At 70.3% G+C, this 17,358-nt stretch carries 17 protein-coding genes; 7 read left to right on the forward strand and 10 right to left on the reverse strand.

Annotated elements, in window-relative coordinates:
- Positions 1-25 precede the first annotated feature (25 nt).
- A complete protein-coding gene (locus tag ACIQCY_RS02680) occupies positions 26-2,086 on the forward strand; it encodes a PhoX family protein (RefSeq protein ID WP_400482336.1) in 2,061 nt (686 codons plus the stop codon).
- Positions 2,087-2,196: 110 nt separating this feature from the next.
- The gene (menD, locus tag ACIQCY_RS02685; RefSeq protein WP_400482337.1) at positions 2,197-4,053 is read left to right on the forward strand and encodes a 2-succinyl-5-enolpyruvyl-6-hydroxy-3-cyclohexene-1-carboxylic-acid synthase; all 1,857 of its coding nucleotides are present in this window, start codon (positions 2,197-2,199) and stop codon (positions 4,051-4,053) included.
- Here the strand turns inward: menD and ACIQCY_RS02690 are convergent, their stop codons facing one another.
- From ACIQCY_RS02690 to ACIQCY_RS02705, 4 genes are all read right to left on the reverse strand, one after another.
- Positions 4,054-4,812 carry an amino acid ABC transporter ATP-binding protein gene (locus ACIQCY_RS02690; RefSeq protein ID WP_400482338.1) on the reverse strand — a complete coding sequence of 253 codons (759 nt, stop codon included), beginning with the start codon at positions 4,810-4,812 and terminating at the stop codon, positions 4,054-4,056.
- Positions 4,813-4,817: 5 nt separating this feature from the next.
- Positions 4,818-5,603: an amino acid ABC transporter permease gene (locus ACIQCY_RS02695; protein ID WP_400482339.1), complete on the reverse strand. Its 786-nt coding sequence runs from the start codon at positions 5,601-5,603 to the stop codon at positions 4,818-4,820.
- Between the two features lie 73 nt (positions 5,604-5,676).
- On the reverse strand, positions 5,677-6,462 hold the full coding sequence (locus tag ACIQCY_RS02700; protein ID WP_400482340.1) for a transporter substrate-binding domain-containing protein: 786 nt from the start codon (positions 6,460-6,462) through the stop codon (positions 5,677-5,679).
- Positions 6,463-6,581: 119 nt separating this feature from the next.
- Positions 6,582-7,922 carry an isochorismate synthase MenF gene (locus tag ACIQCY_RS02705; protein WP_400482341.1) on the reverse strand — a complete coding sequence of 447 codons (1,341 nt, stop codon included), beginning with the start codon at positions 7,920-7,922 and terminating at the stop codon, positions 6,582-6,584.
- A gap of 156 nt (positions 7,923-8,078) precedes the next feature.
- Between ACIQCY_RS02705 and ACIQCY_RS02710 the strand changes: the two genes are divergently transcribed.
- From ACIQCY_RS02710 to ACIQCY_RS02725, 4 genes are all read left to right on the forward strand, one after another.
- The gene (locus ACIQCY_RS02710) at positions 8,079-8,840 is read left to right on the forward strand and encodes a demethylmenaquinone methyltransferase (protein ID WP_400482342.1); all 762 of its coding nucleotides are present in this window, start codon (positions 8,079-8,081) and stop codon (positions 8,838-8,840) included.
- Positions 8,841-10,157, forward strand: coding sequence for a geranylgeranyl reductase family protein (locus tag ACIQCY_RS02715; RefSeq protein WP_400482343.1), 1,317 nt, complete (start codon positions 8,841-8,843; stop codon positions 10,155-10,157).
- A gap of 42 nt (positions 10,158-10,199) precedes the next feature.
- Positions 10,200-11,261 carry a polyprenyl synthetase family protein gene (locus ACIQCY_RS02720; RefSeq protein ID WP_400482436.1) on the forward strand — a complete coding sequence of 354 codons (1,062 nt, stop codon included), beginning with the start codon at positions 10,200-10,202 and terminating at the stop codon, positions 11,259-11,261.
- A gap of 339 nt (positions 11,262-11,600) precedes the next feature.
- Positions 11,601-12,425, forward strand: coding sequence for a DUF559 domain-containing protein (locus tag ACIQCY_RS02725; protein WP_400482344.1), 825 nt, complete (start codon positions 11,601-11,603; stop codon positions 12,423-12,425).
- 147 nt (positions 12,426-12,572) lie between these two features.
- Here ACIQCY_RS02725 and ACIQCY_RS02730 read toward each other — a convergent pair whose 3' ends face one another.
- The 3 genes from ACIQCY_RS02730 to ACIQCY_RS02740 form a co-directional block, all read right to left on the reverse strand.
- The gene (locus tag ACIQCY_RS02730) at positions 12,573-13,046 is read right to left on the reverse strand and encodes an HIT family protein (protein ID WP_400482345.1); all 474 of its coding nucleotides are present in this window, start codon (positions 13,044-13,046) and stop codon (positions 12,573-12,575) included.
- Entirely contained in the window at positions 13,046-13,471 is a 426-nt protein-coding gene (locus ACIQCY_RS02735; RefSeq protein WP_400482346.1) for a hypothetical protein, read from the reverse strand. Before ACIQCY_RS02735 ends, ACIQCY_RS02730 begins: the two co-directional genes overlap by 1 nt.
- A gap of 61 nt (positions 13,472-13,532) precedes the next feature.
- Positions 13,533-14,168: a trimeric intracellular cation channel family protein gene (locus ACIQCY_RS02740; RefSeq protein WP_400482347.1), complete on the reverse strand. Its 636-nt coding sequence runs from the start codon at positions 14,166-14,168 to the stop codon at positions 13,533-13,535.
- Between the two features lie 125 nt (positions 14,169-14,293).
- Here ACIQCY_RS02740 and ACIQCY_RS02745 point away from each other — a divergent pair, with 125 nt between their 5' ends.
- Complete coding sequence (locus ACIQCY_RS02745) at positions 14,294-15,262, forward strand: alpha/beta hydrolase (protein WP_400482348.1); 969 nt, start codon at positions 14,294-14,296, stop codon at positions 15,260-15,262.
- A 13-nt stretch (positions 15,263-15,275) separates the two neighbouring features.
- On the opposite strand, the gene ACIQCY_RS02750 is transcribed toward ACIQCY_RS02745, so the two are convergent.
- The 3 genes from ACIQCY_RS02750 to ACIQCY_RS02760 all read right to left on the reverse strand — a co-directional run bounded on the left by ACIQCY_RS02750 (position 15,276) and on the right by ACIQCY_RS02760 (position 17,223).
- Positions 15,276-15,734, reverse strand: coding sequence for an ATP-binding protein (locus ACIQCY_RS02750; RefSeq protein WP_400482349.1), 459 nt, complete (start codon positions 15,732-15,734; stop codon positions 15,276-15,278).
- Positions 15,727-16,059 carry an STAS domain-containing protein gene (locus ACIQCY_RS02755; protein WP_400482350.1) on the reverse strand — a complete coding sequence of 111 codons (333 nt, stop codon included), beginning with the start codon at positions 16,057-16,059 and terminating at the stop codon, positions 15,727-15,729. The genes ACIQCY_RS02750 and ACIQCY_RS02755 overlap by 8 nt, the downstream gene beginning before the upstream one ends.
- Positions 16,060-16,122: 63 nt before the next feature.
- The gene (locus tag ACIQCY_RS02760) at positions 16,123-17,223 is read right to left on the reverse strand and encodes a SpoIIE family protein phosphatase (protein WP_400482351.1); all 1,101 of its coding nucleotides are present in this window, start codon (positions 17,221-17,223) and stop codon (positions 16,123-16,125) included.
- Positions 17,224-17,358 lie beyond the last annotated feature (135 nt).

The raw sequence follows: 17,358 nt of genomic DNA on the forward strand, positions 1-17,358 counted from the left end.
TCATCCCCGGAAGAGGTATCACCCCATGACTGAAACCACGCGTCGCCTGCTGCCCATGCTCGGCCACACCAAGGGAAAGCGCAGTGCCGTCACCTGTGCCCTCAAGTGTGACAATGCGTGCTCCGACGCCGTCTGCAACACGTCCGCGAACAACTACTTCCGGGACATCGTCACGAGCGAGTTCTCGCGCCGCAGCGCTCTCGGTGCCGGTGCCGCGGGTGCGCTGACGCTCCTCGTCGGCATGCAGGCCGGAACGGGCTCCGCGCAGGCCGCACCGCCGCCCGGCAAGGGGTACCTGAAGAGCAACCTGCCGTTCGACGCCATCGCGCCCGTCGACGCCCTGGTCGACGACATGACGGTGCCGCAGGGCTACGGCTGGAAGCCGGTCATCCGCTGGGGCGATCCGCTCTTCAGCACTTCGCCCGTGTTCGACGCCGGGAACCAGACCGCTGCCGCCCAGGCGCTGCAGTTCGGGTACAACTGCGACTACACGGACGTCCTCGAGATCGAGGGCAGCAAGGGCCGCCGCGCAGTGCTCTTCGCCAACCACGAGTACACGAACGAGACCATCATGGTCCCGCCGACCCTGCCCGCAGCGGAGGTCCGAGGCATCGGCAAGGCCGCCCACGGACTGTCCGTCGTCGAGCTCGAGCGCAAGAACAAGAACAAGCCGTGGTCCTACGTCCAGGGTGCCCCGCTGAACCGCCGCTACCTGACCACCACCCCGTACGAGGTGACCGGCCCCGCCGCAGGCTCGGAGCTGCTCAGGACCAAGGACGACCCCGCGGGCCGCAGCATCCTCGGCACCCTCGGCAACTGCGCCGGCGGCACCACGCCCTGGGGCACCATCCTCTCCGGCGAGGAGAACTTCAACGGCTACTTCGTGGCCACCGGCACCAGCGACGGCGACCGCCGCTACGGCATCACGAACCGTCCGACGGCGCGTGGCTGGGAGATCGACGAGCCGCGCTTCGACACGCGGAACGCCGGCTACGAGAACGAGAAGCACCGCTTCGGCTACATCGTGGAGGTCGATCCCTTCGATCCGACCTCCACTCCGAAGAAGCACTCCGCGCTCGGGCGCTTCAAGCACGAGGGTGCCAACGTCACCGTCGCCTCCGACGGCCGCGTGGTGGCGTACATGGGCGACGACGAGCGCTTCGACTACCTGTACAAGTTCGTCTCGAAGAACACCGTCCAGCCCGGGACGGGCCCCGCTGCCCGCAAAGCCAACATGACGCTGCTCAGCGAGGGTTCGCTCTACGTCGCGCGCTTCCAGGGCAACTCCGTGGCCGAGATCAACGGCACCGGCACGCTGCCCTCCGACGGCGCGTTCGACGGCGTCGGCGAGTGGCTTCCGCTGCTGATCGACAACCAGTCCGTGGTGGCCGGCATGACGGCCGCGGAGGTCGCCGTCTTCACGCGCCTCGCCGCCGACAGAATGGGCGCCACGAAGATGGACCGCTGCGAGGACGTGGAGCCCAACCCGGCCACGGGCAAGGTCTATGTGGCCTGCACCAACAACACGAACCGTGGCGTCGGCTCGAACGCCGCCGCGGACGAGGCGAACCCGCGGACGCAGAACCGCGACGGCCACATCGTCGAGCTGACCGAGGCGGGCGGCAACGCGTCCGGGACCCGGTTCACCTGGAACCTGCTCCTGGTCTGCGGCGATCCGGCCCGTAACCAGGCCACCTACTTCGGCGGCTACCCGAAGGACAAGGTCTCGCCGATCTCCTGCCCCGACAACGTCGCCTTCGACTCCCAGGGCAATTTGTGGATCTCCACCGACGGCCAGCCCAGCACGGTGGGCTTCAACGACGGCCTGTTCAAGGTGGGCCTGGAGGGCACCGAGCGCGGCCGCGTGCAGCAGTTCCTCGCGGTTCCGCGGGACGCCGAGACCTGCGGCCCCGTCATCCACGACCAGGACGGCAGCGTGTTCGTCGCCGTGCAGCACCCCGGCGAGGACGGGAGCTGGGCGGCCCAGACCTCCTACTTCCCCGACTACGTGCCGGCCGGCACCGTCCCCGCGAGCGGAGCAGCCGCCCTTCCGCGCCCATCGGTGGTCCAGGTCTACCGCGCCTAGGTTCCGGGGAAGACCACTCGGGGCGAGGACGACGGCGCCGGCCGGGTCGATCGACGCACCCCCTCCCGCGGGAGGGGGTGCGTTCGCGTCCGGGATGTGAGGATGGATCCGTGACCGATTCCGCCGCACCCCGCCCAGCTCCCCTCGATTCCGCCGCGTCAGCCGCACGCGTGGTGCACGCGCTCATCGCCGGCGGCGTCACCGACGTCGTCGTCGCTCCCGGATCGCGCAGCGCCCCCCTGGCCTACGCCCTCTCGGAGGCCGAGGCGGCCGGCCGCGTGCGGCTGCACGTGCGCATCGACGAGCGCTCGGGCGCCTTCACGGCCCTCGGGCTGGCGCTCGGAGGGCAGCGGCCGGCGGCCGTGGTGACGACGTCCGGCACGGCGGTGGGCGAGCTCCTTCCCGCGGTCATGGAGGCGAACCATGCCGCCGTGCCCCTGGTGGTCCTCTCTGCCGACCGGCCCGGGGAGCTCCGGGGGACCGGCGCCAACCAGACCACCGTGCAACCGGGGCTGTTCGGCGTGCACGTCCGCGCGGCATTCGACGTCGGCGCCGGCGAGGATCCGTCGGCTCCCGTCGCGGAGGCCCTCCGCACGGCCCTCGGCCGTCCGGCGGGCGGGGCGGCGGGTGCGGCTGCGGTCGGTGCGGCTGCGCCACCCGGGCCCGTGCACCTCAACCTCGCCTTCCGCGACCCGCTGGTGCCCGACGGCGCGCCCGCGCATGGCCCCGACGGGTCGCCTGCCGACACCGACACCGACACCGACACCGACACCGACACCGACACCGACACCGCCACCGTCGGCGACCCGGGCAGTGCCGCCGAGGACGGAGCGGCCCTGGTCGACGGCGCTTCCGGTGCGGAGGACGACGCGCCGGCCCTGACTCCCGACGCCGTCCCGGGGGACCCGGGGGCGGCAGGAGCCCGCCCGGGCGCCGGCAGTACCACCGTCGTCGTCGCGGGCCATGGCGCCGGCGAGCTCGCAGCCGTCTTCGCCGACCACCTGGACCTCCCGCTGCTCGCCGAGCCGTCGTCGAACGCGCGGTTCGGCAGCAGCGCCATCGCCCCGTACCGGCTGCTGCTCGAGCACATCGGCTCCGCCGTCACGCGCGTGGTGACCTTCGGGCGGCCCACGCTCTCCCGTCCGGTGACCGCCCTGCTGGCGCGTCCCGACGTCGAGCACGCGCTGTACCTGCCGGGGCCCGTGGCCTGGTTCGAGGAGGGCCGGCGCACGGAGCGCATCATCGACAACCTGCCGGAACTGCTCGCCTTCGCGGGCCGCGGCGAGGACGGCTGGCTCCGGTCCTGGCGGGAGGCGGGAGCGGCGGCGGACGCCGCGATCCAGTCCCTCCTCGCCGACGAGGAGCGCATCACCGGACTCCACCTGGCCGATGCCGTCTGGGAGCACACGGACGGCAACCTGGTGCTGGGTTCCTCCAATCCCATCCGCGACGTGGACCTCGTGGCGGCCACCGACTGGCATCCCCTGGAGGTCTTCGCCAACCGCGGCCTGGCCGGGATCGACGGCACCATCTCCACGGCTACGGGCGTTGCCCTCGCGGCCGGCATCCCGACGCGCGCCCTCCTCGGCGACCTCACGTTCCTGCACGACGTCGGCGGGCTGCTTCTCGGGAGCGGCGAACCGCAGCCGGACCTGCACATCGTGGTCCTCAACGACGGCGGCGGGGGGATCTTCGGGCTGCTGGAGCACGGCGCGGAGGCGACGACGGCGCGCTACGGCGCCGCCGTCGAGCGTCTCTTCGGAACGCCGCACACCGTGGACGTGGCCGCCCTCGCCGCGGCCTACGGGCTGCGGTACGAGCGGGCGACGACGCTGGACGAGCTGGATACGGCGATGGAGCGGCCCATCACGGGCCGCTCCATCCTCGAGGTCCGGGCCGACCGCAGTACGCTCCGGGACCTCCACGCACGCGTCCGCCGCGCCGTGGCGGACGGAACGGTCCTCTAGCTACAGCACCTTCGACAGGAACAGCTTCGTCCGCTCGTGCTGGGGGTTCCCGAGGACGTCCGCGGGTTTGCCCTGCTCCACCACCACGCCGCCGTCCATGAAGACCACGCGGTCGCCGACCTCGCGCGCGAAGCCCATCTCGTGCGTGACCACCATCATGGTCATGCCCTCCCTGGCCAGCTGCTTCATGACCTCGAGCACGTCGCCGACGAGTTCGGGGTCGAGCGCGCTGGTGGGCTCGTCGAAGAGCATCATGTCCGGATCCATCGAGAGCGCACGGGCGATCGCGACGCGCTGCTGCTGGCCGCCCGAGAGCTGCGAGGGGAAGGCATCGGCCTTCTCGGCGAGGCCCACCTTGGCGAGGTTCCGGCGTGCGACCTCCGTGGCCTCGGCCTTGCCGCGCTTCTTCGCCCGCTGCTGCGCGAGGGTCAGGTTCTTCAGGACCGTCAGGTGCGGGAACAGGTTGAACTGCTGGAACACCATGCCGATGCGCGTGCGCACGTCATCGAGGTCCGTCTCGCTGTCCGTGATGTCGACGCCCTCCACCATGACGGTGCCGGAGGTCGGTTCCTCGAGCCGGTTCACGCAGCGCAGCAGCGTGGACTTGCCGGAGCCCGACGGCCCGATCACGCACACCACCTCGCCTTGGTCCACGTGGAAGTCGATGCCCTTGAGCACCTCGTTGCTGCCGAAGTTCTTGCACAGTGCACGGACCTCGATGGCGGGCACAGCCGCGGTACCCGATGCTGGCTGGGACATCCGGATCACCGGCCTCTCTTGTTGTGTCGTTCGAGCTTCGCGACCAGCTGGGTCAGCGGCAGCGTGATCACCAGGTACATCAGCGCAGCCACCACGAGGGGCGTCGCGTTCGCCTGGCTGGTCAGCGCGTCACGGGCGAACGTGGTGAGCTCCCGGTCCGCGATGGCCATACCCGCGATGAAGAGCAGGGAGGTGTCCTTGATGAGGATCACGAGTTCGTTGGTCAGGGGAGGCGTGATGATCCGGAACGCCTGCGGCAGGACGACGGTCACCATGGTCCAGGCGGGGTTCATGCCGAGGGAACGCGCGGCCTCGACCTGCCCCTTGGGTACGGCCTCGATGCCCGCGCGGATGGTCTCGGCGATGTACGCGGCGGAGACGACGATCAGGCCGATCAGGCCGGCACCCGCGTTGCCGCCCGGCGGACGCCACCCGATGGCGATCGGCAGTGCGTAGGCGAAGCCGAAGATCACGAGCAGGGCGGGAAGCCCGCGGAACAGTTCGATGTACACGGTGGCGAGCCAGCGGTACGGCAGCACCGGGGAGAGTTTCATGAGCGCGAGCAGGAGTCCGAGCAGCATCCCGCCGACGAAGGCGATCGCCGTGTACACGACGGTGTTCTTCGCGGCGATCGTGACGACCTCGGGGAAGGTCGATGCGGCGACGTCGAGGTTGAGGAAATACGGCTGGATCCGGCCCCAGTCGACGGCGAGGATGACGAACAGGACGACGGCGGCGAACACCGCATAGAGGACGCCCTGGATGAGGCGTCTGCGTGTCGAGCGTTTCACGCGGGGTACTACCTTCCTTCACAGAAGTGGCACCCACGCGGCCCGGACGTCAGGGCCGCGTGGGTCGGGTGGGCTACTCCGCGAAGTAGGAGTCGTAGATTTCCTGGTACTTGCCGTTGTCGCGCAGGGCGGTCAGCTGCTCGTTCACCGCGGCGACCAGTTCGTCGCTGCCCTCCTTGGCCATGATGAAGCCGTACTGCTCGTCGGTCTTGAACTCCTCGGCGATGGTGAACTCGCCGTCCTCGGTGTGTCCGAGGTTCACCGGCAGGTCCTGCAGCAGGGCGTCGACGTTGCCGGCCTGGATGGCGGCGTACATCTCGGCGTCCGACGGGAACTGGACCAGCTCGGCCTCGGGTGCGTTCTCCGTGGCGTAGGTCTCGCCGGTGGTGCCCTGCTGGACGCCGACCTTCTTGCCCGCGAGGTCCTCGATCGAGGCGACGTCCGAGCCCGTGGGGACCAGGAGGGACTGGAGCGAGTCGTAGTACGGGTCCGAGAAGGCGAGGTTCGCCTGGCGTTCCTCGGTGATGGTGACCGCACTGGCGCCGATGTCGCACTGGCGGGCCGCGAGGACTGCACCGCTCTGGAGGCCGTTGAACTCGACGTCCTGCACCGCGAGTTCGAGGTCCATGCCCGAGGCGATCTCCTTCATGAGGTCCATGTCGAAGCCGGTGTACTCGCCGTTCTCCTCGAACTCGAAGGGCGGGTAGGGGATGTCGGAGCAGACGGTCAGCGAGCCCTCGGACACGAGGTCCAGGCCGCCGGCCTCGCCGGTGCCTTCCTCGGACGAGCCGCCGCACGCGCTCAGCGCGAGGGCGCCGGCGGCCATCGCGGCCAGCATTGCGGATTTCTTGGAGAACATGGGTACCTCACTCGGGCGGACGGGTCGGATCGGAAAAAAGATCCTGCTGATTCTAGCTAGGAAAGAGAGATGTGCGTCACAGGCTACAGGTATTGCCTATTGGTAACCAAGGTCCTCGGTCAGCAGGACAGGCCGAGAGCCTCGATCATGGGGCGGAACTTACTCCAGGTCTCGGCCAGCTCTGCCTCCGGCTGGGAGCCCTCCACGATCCCGCAGCCCGCGTAGAGCCGGACCCGCGTCGGAGTCTCGACGACCGCGCCGCGCAGGGCTATGCCCCACTCGCCGTTGCCGCCAGCGTCGATCCAGCCCACCGGGCCCGCGTACGGGCCGCGCTGGAGATGCTCGAGGCGGCGGATGAGCGCCCCGGCGACCGTCGTCGGCGTTCCGCAGACGGCGGCCGTGGGATGCAGGGCCTGGACCAGGGCCAACGACGTCGGCACGTGGCCGTCGCCGTCGGCCGCCAGTTGCGCGGTGACGTCGGAGGCGAGGTGCCAGACGTTCGGCAGCTGGAGGACGAAGGGTTCGCTGTGCGAGGTCATCGAACTCGTGAAGGGCTGGAGCGTCTCGGTGAGGGAGTCGATGGCGATCTGGTGCTCGTGGAGCTGCTTCTCGGACCCGGCGAGGACGCGGGTGGGATAGTCCGGATCGCCCGCGGGGGCGTTGGCCCGGTCGAGGGTCCCGGCGAGCACGCGCGCCTGCGCGGTGTTGTTCTCCACCTTGATCAGCATCTCCGGCGTCGAGCCGATGAGGCCGTCGACCGCGTACGTCCAGCAGTCCTCGTAGCGGACGGCGAGTTCGCGCAGCACCTGCGCGGTGGCCACGGGCGTCTCCAGCTCCGCGACGACGTCCCGCGCCAGCACGAGCTTGCTCAGCTCACCCGCCTGGACATGCTTCACACCCTCGGCGACGGCGTGCTTGTACTGCTCCTCGCTCAGCACCCCTGCGCCGAGGCGGTCGCCGGGGCTGGGGGAGCGGCCGGCATCGGGCTCGAGGAGGTAGGCCGCCAGGGCGGCTTCCGCCGTCTCCGCACTGAGCTCCGCCTCGGCGTCGTCCGTGATGTAGGTGAGCCAGGACCTGCCCTCGCTGCAGCCGATGACCACTTCGGGAACGATCAGGCGGGATTCGTGCGGCGAGGTCTTGGAGAAGGCGAAGGACCCGAAGGCGAGCAGCCCGGATCCTGGCACGCCGAGGTCGTCCAGGACCTCCGCGCCGGCGAGCTCGCGGCGCCACCATTCCTGTGCCTGCGTGAAGCGGTCGGGGCCGGTGACCGTGAAACGGGCGGTCTCGCCGTAGGCGACCAGCCCGCCGCCACGGCGGATCCACGTATGGGCGTCGTTGCGGACCACGTACTCGAGGAGGCCGGTCCGGGGATCCATGTCGCCGCGTGCCACCGTGATGCTGCGGAGCCCGCGGGACTGTCCGGGCGCAGGCGTCAGCGCGGTGAGGGACGGAGTGCTCATGATGCTCCAAGCCTACTCCGCGGCACCACGCCGCATCCCTGCTGTGCCGTGAGGTTGGGCACGTCGCGAAGGGATGGGCGTGGCATCACGGGGAGCGGGTACCACGCGGCGCGACCGCCGGTCCGGCGCGCTGCGTTTGTTTGAGACAATGGCTGAGTGAATCGTGCATCGCTGGAGAAGCGCCCTGACGAAGTAGCAGCCATGTTCGACGACGTGGCGCCCAAGTACGACGTCGTCAACGACGTCCTGTCGATGGGGCAGACGCGCCGCTGGCGCCGGATCGTCGTCGACGCCGTTGGCGCGGAGCCGGGGCAGCGCGTCCTGGACCTCGCCGCGGGCACCGGCACCTCCAGCGAGCCCTACGCGGACGCCGGGATCGACGTCGTCGCCTGCGATTTCTCGCTCGGCATGCTGAAGGTCGGCAAGCGCAGGAGGCCGGACATCGACTTCGTCGCGGGTGACGCCACCGACCTGCCGTTCGCCGACAACTCCTTCGACGCGTCCACCATCTCCTTCGGGCTCCGCAACGTGAACGAGCCGAAGAAGGCGCTCGCGGAGATGCTGCGCGTCACGAAGCCGGGCGGTCGGCTGGTCATCGCCGAGTTCTCCTCGCCCACCGTGGCGCTGTGGCGGACCACCTACACCGAGTACCTGATGCGCGCACTCCCGGCGATCGCGCGGAAGGTGAGCTCGAACCCCGACGCCTACGTCTACCTCGCGGAGTCCATCCGTGCCTGGCCGAACCAGGACGAGCTCGCGGCCTGGATCGGCGACAGCGGCTGGAAGGACGTCGAGTACCGGAACCTGAACGGCGGGATCGTCGCCGTCCACCGCGCCACCAAGGCTCCCGCGGCGCCCGGCGAGGAACCGCTCCTGCCCGGTCAGGTCCGCCTGCGCCGGACGTCGGCGGCCGTCTAGGTGTCCGTCCTCATCGTCGGTGCCGGCCCGGCCGGTTCCACCGCGGCCTACTACCTCGCGAGCGCCGGGATCGAGGTCACGGTCCTCGAGAAGACGTTCTTCCCCCGCGAGAAGGTGTGCGGCGACGGACTGACGCCCCGCGCCACGCGGGAACTGCAGCTCCTCGGCCTGCCGCACGACGAGAGCGAGGGCTGGCGCCGCAACAAGGGTCTCCGCCTCATCGCGGGCAAGCGGACCGTCGAGGTGCCCTGGCCCGAACTCAGCGACTTCCCCGACTACGGCCTGGTCCGCACGCGCCTCGGCTTCGACGACGCCCTGGCACAGCATGCCCGGTCCGCCGGCGCCACGATCCTCGAGGGCCACTCGGCGTCCTCCGCGCTGCGCGACGACGCCGGCCGCGTCACCGGCGTGACCGCCAACCTGCTCGACGCCAACGGCCGCAAGACGGGGGAGACACGCACCTTCACCGCCGACGTAGTGCTCGCAGCGGACGGCAACTCGACGCGCACCGCCGTGAGCCTCGGCCTGCAGAAGCGCGACGACCGTCCCCTCGGCGTCGCCGTCCGCACCTACTTCACGAGCCCCCGCACCGACGACGACTGGATGGAGGGCTGGCTCGAGCTGCCCGACGCCACCGGGAAGCCGCTGCCCGGCTACGGCTGGGTGTTCGGCGTGGGGGACGGGACCTCCAACGTGGGCCTCGGCATCCTCAACTCCTCCGCGGAGTTCGGCAAGCTGGACTACAAGCAGGTCCTGCGCGACTGGACGGCCGGCATGCCGTCCGAGTGGGGGTTCACGCCCGAGAACCAGGTCGGGGAGATCCGCGGGGCCGCGCTGCCCATGGGCTTCAACCGCACGCCGCACTACAGCCCCGGGCTGCTGCTCCTCGGCGACGCGGGCGGCATGGTGTCGCCGTTCAACGGCGAGGGGATCTCCTACGCCATGGAGTCGGCGCGCTACGCCGCCGAGTTCATCGAGCGGGCCCAGGGTGTGGCGTCGCCGCTCGGGCGCGACCAGGTCATGTCGGGGTATGCACCCTACGTGCGGGAGCAGTGGGGCAGCCACTTCACGCTCGGCCGCATCTTCGCGCAGCTCATCGGCAAGCCCGCGATCCTCTCCCTGGCCCTGCGCACCGGAATGCCCGTGCCCCTGCTCATGCGCTTCGTGGTGCGGATGCTCGCCAACCTCACCGACGCCGGTGGCCGCGGCTTCGAGGACCGCGTGATCCACCTGCTCGAGTCGCTCGTGCCGCCCACCTCCAACCAGCCGTCCCTGACGGATCACCTGCGTGCGCAAAGCGCCGCCCCACTTCGTTAGTCTTAGACAGTGACACAATCCTTCAACTCCGGGTGGACCAGCGTGGGTCTGAACAGCGCGCTGGACACGGCGGACACCCCGGACGACGACGACGCGCTGCGTCTGCCTCCCGGCTTCGCCCTCATCGCCGAGGACCCGGAACTGGGGCCGTCCGTCTCGTCCTGCCTCGCCGAGGTGGAGAAGCAGCTCCGCGGAGCCATCGCGAACTCCGATCCCCTGGCCGACGCCACGAGCCGCCACCTCGTCGAGGCCGGTGGAAAGCGCATTCGTCCGCTCCTGACGATCCTCGCCTCCCACCTCGGCAACCCGACCCACGCCAAGGTGGTCCAGGCGGCCGTCGTCGTCGAGCTGACGCACCTCGCCACGCTCTACCACGACGACGTCATGGACTCCGCCCCCTACCGGCGGGGCGCACCCACCGCTCACGAAGTGTGGGGCAACTCCGTCGCCATCCTCACCGGCGACCTCATCTTCGCCCGGGCCTCCATCCTCGTCTCCGAACTGGGCGGGGAGGCCCTCGGCATCCAGGCGCGGACCTTCGAGCGTCTGTGCCTCGGCCAGCTGCACGAGACCGTCGGTCCGCGCGACGGCCAGGACGACCTGGAGCACTACCTCTCCGTCATCGCCGACAAGACCGGCTCCCTCGTGGCGGCCTCCGGGCAGCTCGGTGCGCTGTTCGCGGATACCTCGCCGGAGGTCGTCGAGGTGATGGTCTCCTACGGCGAGAAGGTCGGCGTCGCGTTCCAGCTCGCGGACGACGTCATCGACGTCACCGGCCTGAAGGTGAAGTCGGGCAAGGCGCCCGGCACGGACCTGCGCGAGGGCGTGCCCACCCTGCCGGTCATCCTGCTGCGCCGCGCCGCCGCCGCGGGGGACTCCTCCGCGGCCGACGTCGTCGCACTCGTCGACGGCGACCTGTCCTCGGACGAGGCACTGGCCGAGGCCGTCGCCGCCGTCCGCTCGCACCCGCAGACGCAGGAGGCCTGGGCCGTGGCCCAGCAGTGGGCGGACGACGCCGTGGCCGCCCTCGACCCGCTGCCGGACAGCGTCGTGAAGCAGGCGCTGGCGAGCTTCGCGCAGGCCGTCGTCAGCAGGGACGTCTAGCCCCGCCGTCGCTCCTGCTTCTTCGGTCGGCCGTCCCGGGTAGCGGCGTGTCCTGCAGCGACACGCACTCTCGCCGTCCCGCCCTGCAGCGTCCCGCCGTCCCGCCCTGCAGCGTCCCGCCCTGCGGCTTCGTGCACGCCCTTTCCCGCTGGATGTCCTTGATAACCGGCGTGTCACGCAGCGACACGCGCTTCACGTCCTGAAACGCGTGCACGGTGCCGCATCGGCGACTGGCCGCGACGGCATGGCGTGCTCGGTGATCGCCCGCCCGAGCTGCACCCTGTCCACATAGCCGCAGCGCCTGTGACGACGGCGGGCTGCAGCACCTTGGGTTGTTCCATGACACTCGAGCAGATTCTCAGGTCCTGTGGAGGAGTGGCCCGCACGGGCGCCCTGCTGAAGCGCGGGGTGGGGGAGCGCGTGATCGAGCGCCATGTCGACGACGGCACGGTCCTGCGGGTACGACGGGGAGTCCTGGCCCTTCCTGATGCGCCGTCCGACTTCGTTCGCGCGCTGTCGGCCGGAGCGCGCCTTACCTGCCTCTCCGCGGCCGCCCACTACGGGCTCTGGTGCATCCGGCCCGCGTCGGAGCTGCATGTCAGCCGACCTGGGCGATCGGCGGAGGGATGCACCAATCACCGGGGAAGGGCCGTTCCTCCGCACCCACGTCTGCCGCTCGTCGGACTTGCCGATGTCCTCGTGCACGTCCTGCAGTGCCGGCCGGCCGAGGAGTCGGCACCCATGGTGGAGTGCGCGCTCCGCCGCGGGGACACGGTGGCGGCATTCCTCGAATGCCGGCTGACGGGTCCGTTCAACGGCCCGGCTCGCGCTGCCCTGGCGTCGGTGGACCTCACCGGCGAGTCAGCCATCGAGGTTGCAGCGCGGCTCCTGCTGCGCGGGGCCGGACTCCGGGTTCGCTCGCAGGTCCCGATCAAGGGCGTGGGACGGGTCGACTTCCTCGTGGAGGACTGTCTCGTCGTCGAGATCGACGGCGCAGCGTTCCACTCCGACCGCAAGGCGCTCCGGCGCGACCGCGGAAGGAACAACATGACGGTGATCGCCGGTTACACCGTGCTGCGCTTCTGCTACGAGGACGTCATGTTCCAGCCGGGCGATGTCCTCGCTCTGGTCCTCGAGGCGATCGGCCCCCGTCCTGTCCGCTGATGGGCCACCGCGTCGTGCACGCCCTTGGGAGCCGACTGTCCCTGATAACCGGCGTGTCCCCGCGCGACACGCGTTTCCGGCCAGAAAGCCCGCGCACGAAGCCGCAGTTGGCGGCGGCGGGGGATGGCAGGGCGGACGGCGGCGGGGCTACGACGGGAGGAACGCCCTCAACTCGTCGGCCTTGCGGGCCCTGACGGCGGGATCCACGACGGGCCGCTTCGGCGTGAAGTAGAAGCCGTCGTCGTGCCAGCGGGGCAGGACGTGCTGGTGGTAGTGCCACACGTGCTGGCTGCCGGCGGGCTCGTTGTGCTGCCGGGTCGAGACGCCGTCCGGGGTCCAGGCCCGCTTGATCGCGATCGCGATGTCGCGGGTCAGCGTCATGATGCGAGCGGCGACGTCGTCGGGCAGTTCGTACAGCAGCTCGACGTGCTGCCGCGGCGTGATCAGCACGTGGCCGGGGTTCGGCTCGAAGCCGTGGGAGGCGATGAACGCGAGCACCAGGTCGTCCGAGTAGATGACGTCGCCCGGGCGGCAGAGGTTCTTCGGGTTGCTGAAATCCCCGCGCGCCAGGTCGCAGAAGGGGCACTGGTAGCCCTCGGGCGCGTGGTGGGTGAACTCCATCAGTCCTCCTCGTCCTCCTCGAAGACCCATTCGAACAGGTCGAGCACGTACTCGCTGAAGGTGCCCTCCTCGCTCTGCCACTCGCCGCGGGCATTGTTGCGGCGCCAGACGATGGGGTCCGGGACGTTCAGCTGGTCCGCCTTCATGCCCCACGTGTACTGCTCGTCCTCGTCCTCGAGGAACAGGAGGAAGCCGTCCTCGATCTCGAGTTCGTCGGGGTCCCAGAAGAAGTGGAACGCCTCCATGATGTCCTCGGTGGCGCCGACGGCACGGTAGAACTCGCGCAGGGCCAGGGGCAGCTCGAAGTCCTTGCCCTCGAGCATCCCGGCGAGCTCGTCCTCGGACAGGCCGTCCTCCTCGACCCACTCGTCCTCGAAGTACGAGGGCACCAGGGCGCGGAATTTGTCGGAAAACAGCTCAGTCACAAGTACTCCAGGAGTGGTGGTGGGGGTGGTCCCATCCTAGCGGCCGCGCCCGTCGCGCAGGTCACCGTCGTGCGCCGGCCGCCCGGGCCGCGAGCGGCGCGTGCCACCCGTAGCGCCAGGCGAGGACGCGCAGGGAGAACACGAGCGACGCCGCCAGCGTGCCGGTGACCAGGGTGAAGGTGTCCGTCAGGTACAGGGCGGTGACGACGACGGCGCCCAGCATCGCGGGAAGGGCATAGATGTCCCGCGGGTCGAAGAGCTGCGGGATCTCGTTGGCGACGACGTCGCGCAGCAGGCCGCCGCCCACGGCGGTCGTGACACCCAGCAGGACGGCGGACACGGGGTTGAGGCCGACGTCGAGCGCCTTGACGGTGCCGGTGATGCAGAACAGGGCGAGGCCGGCGGCGTCGAAGATCACCAGGACCCGCTTGACCCGCTCCACACCGGAGACGACGAAGTAGACGAGCACCGTGGCGAGGAGCGGGGGCAGCAGGTAGGCGGGATTGGTGAAGGCGGCCGGTGGGACGTCGATGATGAGGTCGCGGGCCACGCCGCCGCCCAGTGAGGCGAGGGATGCGAGGAGGAGGGACCCGACGATGTCGAATCCCTTGCGCGCCGCCAGGAGGGAACCGGAGACGGCGAAGAAGAAGACACCGAGGAGGTCGGCGGCGAGGGCAATGTGCGAAGCGGTATCCATCTCTTCCTTCGGCGGACCGGAACGGCTGCGGGCAGGGCGGCAGCCGTTCGTCAACCGGCACGCCAGGGCCCTGACCAGCATGACAGAGCCCGCGCGCCCGATCCGCCCGGCGCTAGGCTGGCCCCATGACGAGCGGACGCCCAGGAGGCACGGAGACGGCCGGACCGGGCACCGCCGACGGCTCGAGGGCCATGCGCATCGCCGCGCGGCTGATCGGCTTCCTGCCCACCAAGCGGAACCTGACCGGAACCGACTGGGTGAACTCGAAGTACCCCGGGCGGACGTACCCGTCGATGGCCGCCATCCCCTGGACGTTCAAGCAGACCCACACCATCCAGGAGAAGCGGATCGACGGCGTCCGCACCATCACCGTCCGTCCGATCCTCGGGGCCACCCGTTCCCACATCATCTACACGCACGGTGGCATCTACATCAATGAACTGGGGCGCCCGCACTGGTGGATCATCGCCGAGCTGACCAAGCGCACGGGTGCCGCCGTCACCGTGCCGCTCTACCGCCTGGCACCGGAGAGCACCTACCGGGAGGCCTTCCCGTATCTGGTGTCCGTCTACAGGGAGGTCCTCCGGACCGCCGAGCCGGCGGACGTCACCCTCATGGGTGACTCTGCCGGTGGCGGGCTCGCCGTCGCCCAGCCCTGGGCCTTCCACGACGCCGGACTGCCCGCCCCGGGCCGTGTCGTCGCCTTCTCGCCCTGGCTCGACGTCACCGCCACCAATCCCGAGATCCCGAAGTACGACGCCGTGGACCCCATGCTCTCCGTGGCCGGCGGGGTACAGGCCGGGCTGTGGTGGGCCGGTGGGGACGATCCGCGGACTCCGCTCGTCAGCCCCGCCTGCGCGCCGGACGAGATGCTGGCCACGGTGCCGGTCACGCGGATCTACCAGGGCACGCGCGATGTCTGCATGGCGGACGCCACGGTGTTCCGGGACCGGGCGGTCGCGGCCGGCGCCGATGTCACCCTGAAGGTCTATCCGGGCGGGTTCCACGTGTTCCCGGCGTTCCCGCGCCTGCCGGAGTCCCGGGCGGTCTACGCCGACATCGCGGCGTTCCTCGGCCGGCCGTCACTCCCCTAGGGGACCGGCGCGGTCAGGACCCGGCGGAATCGCGGGACAGCACCCACACGTTGGTGTCGCCCTGGCGCTCGACGGTGACGGTGGTGACCAGTGCGCGGATCATCGAGAGCCCGCGGCCGGACTCGTCGTAGTCCTCCAGCAGGGCGTCGTCATCGAGGGGCGCGTCGGCCGGCCCGTCGAGGTTCGGTACGGGATCCAGCGGCGCCGCCCCGATCTCGCTGATGACGGCCCGCAGCCGTCCGGCGGCGACCGTGAGCTCGACGCCCAGGAGGAGATCCGCGCCCGCTGCGGGGACACCGTGCTGGACGACGTTGCTCGCAGCCTCGATCACGGCCGTGGTGAAGGCCATCTGGTCCATGGCCGGCACGAAGGCGGCGTCGATCCACAGCTGGTCGAGAACACCGTGCAGATCCTCGATCGCCTGCTCCCCGGCAGGCCGCTCGAGGGTGCGCCGGGCGAGGATGTCAGTCATTGAGGAAGGCTTCCTCGGGCGTCGCGTGGGGCGTCAGGACGCGGTGCATGCTCGTGAGCTCGAGGACCATGTTGACCTGCGGCTGCACGGCGGCGATCCGCAGGTCCCCGCCGGACTGGCGCGCGAGCTTGAGGCAACCGATGAGCGCTCCGAGCCCCGAGGAATCCATGAAGCTGGTTTCCGAGAGGTTGACGACGATCCGTCTTCCTCCCGCGCTGACGACGTCGTTGATGACCTCGCGCAGCTTCGGTGCGGCGACCATGTTCAGGCGGCCGTTGGCCAGTACCTCGGTGTAGCGTCCCTTGTCCTGCGTGGTGAATTCCATGTGTGCTTCCTCTTCCGATCCGTGTCCGTGGTCTTGGGGGTCTTCCCCAGGGGTTTCCCTGCGTCAGCCCTGCGGGCGGCGGAGGATGACGACGGTGACGTCGTCGGCCACCTCGGGAACGTCCGCCATGTCCAGCAGGACCGCGCAGGCGTCCTCGGCGCCGGCGGCGGCCGTGACGACGCCGGCCACGGCTTCCGTGAACTCCTCCACCGTCTCGTAGATGTCCAGCAGGCCGTCGCTGACGATCGCGAGGGAGTCGCCCGGCCCGAGCTGCACCGTGCCCGCCGCCCACACCTGGTCGGGCCAGGCGCCGACGGGCGGGCCGGCGGAGGGCAGCCGCGTGACGCTGCCGTCCGCCGCGACGTGCAGTGCCAGCCCGTGCCCGGCGTCGACATAGCCCACGACGCCGGTACCGGCGTCGAGGCGGCCGTGGAAGAGCGTCACGAACGAGCTGGTGTGTTCGAGGTCGGCTTCGGTGGCCCGCGCCGCCGTCGCGAACGCGGTCTCGATGCTCGGCTGGGACGCGACCGATCGCATGATGGCCCGGACGGTCGCCGCGATCAGGGCCGCGCCCATGCCCTTGCCCATCGCGTCGGCGACGGTCAGGTGCAGTCCGTCCGGCGTGCCGTACCAGTCGTAGAAGTCGCCTCCCACGCTGCGGGAGGGCCGGAAGCGTCCCGCCAGTTCGTAGTCCCGCAGCTGGAGCTGGTCGCGGGGCAGGAGGTTCTGCTGGACCTCCGCTGCGCGCTGGCGCTCGTCGGCGTTGGCGACGTCGGCGGCGGCCTGGCGGCTCTGGCGGCGGAAGAGGGAGTTGATGCGCGCCACGAGCTCGCGGGGGCTGAAGGGCTTGCTGATGTAGTCGTCGGCGCCGGTCTCGAGGCCGGTCAGGCGTTCGATCTCATCGGTACGGGCCGTGATCATTAGGATGTAGGCGTCGGAGAAGGTGCGGATCTGGCGGCAGACGTCCACGCCGTCGCCGTCGGGCAGGTTGAGGTCGAGCGTGATGAGGTCGGCGCCGGCGCGGGCCTTCTCGAGTCCCTCGCGGGCGGTGGCGGCCTCGGTCACCTCGAAGCCCTCGCGTCTGAGGATCTGGACGAGCAGACCCCGGATGTCGACGTCGTCCTCGACGACCAGTGCACGGCGGAGCTCCGGGGAGGCAGTCATGATCCTCATTAAACGCTACGGCGCAGGATCCTCTGCACGCACACAGTAGCTTCGCCGTGTTCAGGGCTTTGTTGCGCTGAACTTGATGGGATCTTGAGGTCCGCACCACTCCCCGGTGCCCGGATTCGAGGGGCT

Source organism: Arthrobacter sp. NPDC092385 (assembly GCF_044755105.1).
Lineage (GTDB): Bacteria > Actinomycetota > Actinomycetes > Actinomycetales > Micrococcaceae > Arthrobacter_D.

Bases quoted from the DNA above. Each gene is read 5' to 3' on its own strand.
- ACIQCY_RS02760 (WP_400482351.1), bottom strand. From the start codon at position 17,223: ATGACTGCCTCCCCGGAGCTCCGCCGTGCACTGGTCGTCGAGGACGAC.
- ACIQCY_RS02750 (WP_400482349.1), bottom strand. From the start codon at position 15,734: ATGACTGACATCCTCGCCCGGCGCACCCTCGAGCGGCCTGCCGGGGAG.
- ACIQCY_RS02680 (WP_400482336.1), top strand. From the start codon at position 26: ATGACTGAAACCACGCGTCGCCTGCTGCCCATGCTCGGCCACACCAAG.
- ACIQCY_RS02700 (WP_400482340.1), bottom strand. From the start codon at position 6,462: ATGTTCTCCAAGAAATCCGCAATGCTGGCCGCGATGGCCGCCGGCGCC.
- ACIQCY_RS02745 (WP_400482348.1), top strand. From the start codon at position 14,294: ATGACGAGCGGACGCCCAGGAGGCACGGAGACGGCCGGACCGGGCACC.
- ACIQCY_RS02740 (WP_400482347.1), bottom strand. From the start codon at position 14,168: ATGGATACCGCTTCGCACATTGCCCTCGCCGCCGACCTCCTCGGTGTC.
- ACIQCY_RS02755 (WP_400482350.1), bottom strand. From the start codon at position 16,059: ATGGAATTCACCACGCAGGACAAGGGACGCTACACCGAGGTACTGGCC.
- ACIQCY_RS02690 (WP_400482338.1), bottom strand. From the start codon at position 4,812: ATGTCCCAGCCAGCATCGGGTACCGCGGCTGTGCCCGCCATCGAGGTC.
- ACIQCY_RS02725 (WP_400482344.1), top strand. From the start codon at position 11,601: ATGACACTCGAGCAGATTCTCAGGTCCTGTGGAGGAGTGGCCCGCACG.
- ACIQCY_RS02730 (WP_400482345.1), bottom strand. From the start codon at position 13,046: ATGGAGTTCACCCACCACGCGCCCGAGGGCTACCAGTGCCCCTTCTGC.
- ACIQCY_RS02705 (WP_400482341.1), bottom strand. From the start codon at position 7,922: ATGAGCACTCCGTCCCTCACCGCGCTGACGCCTGCGCCCGGACAGTCC.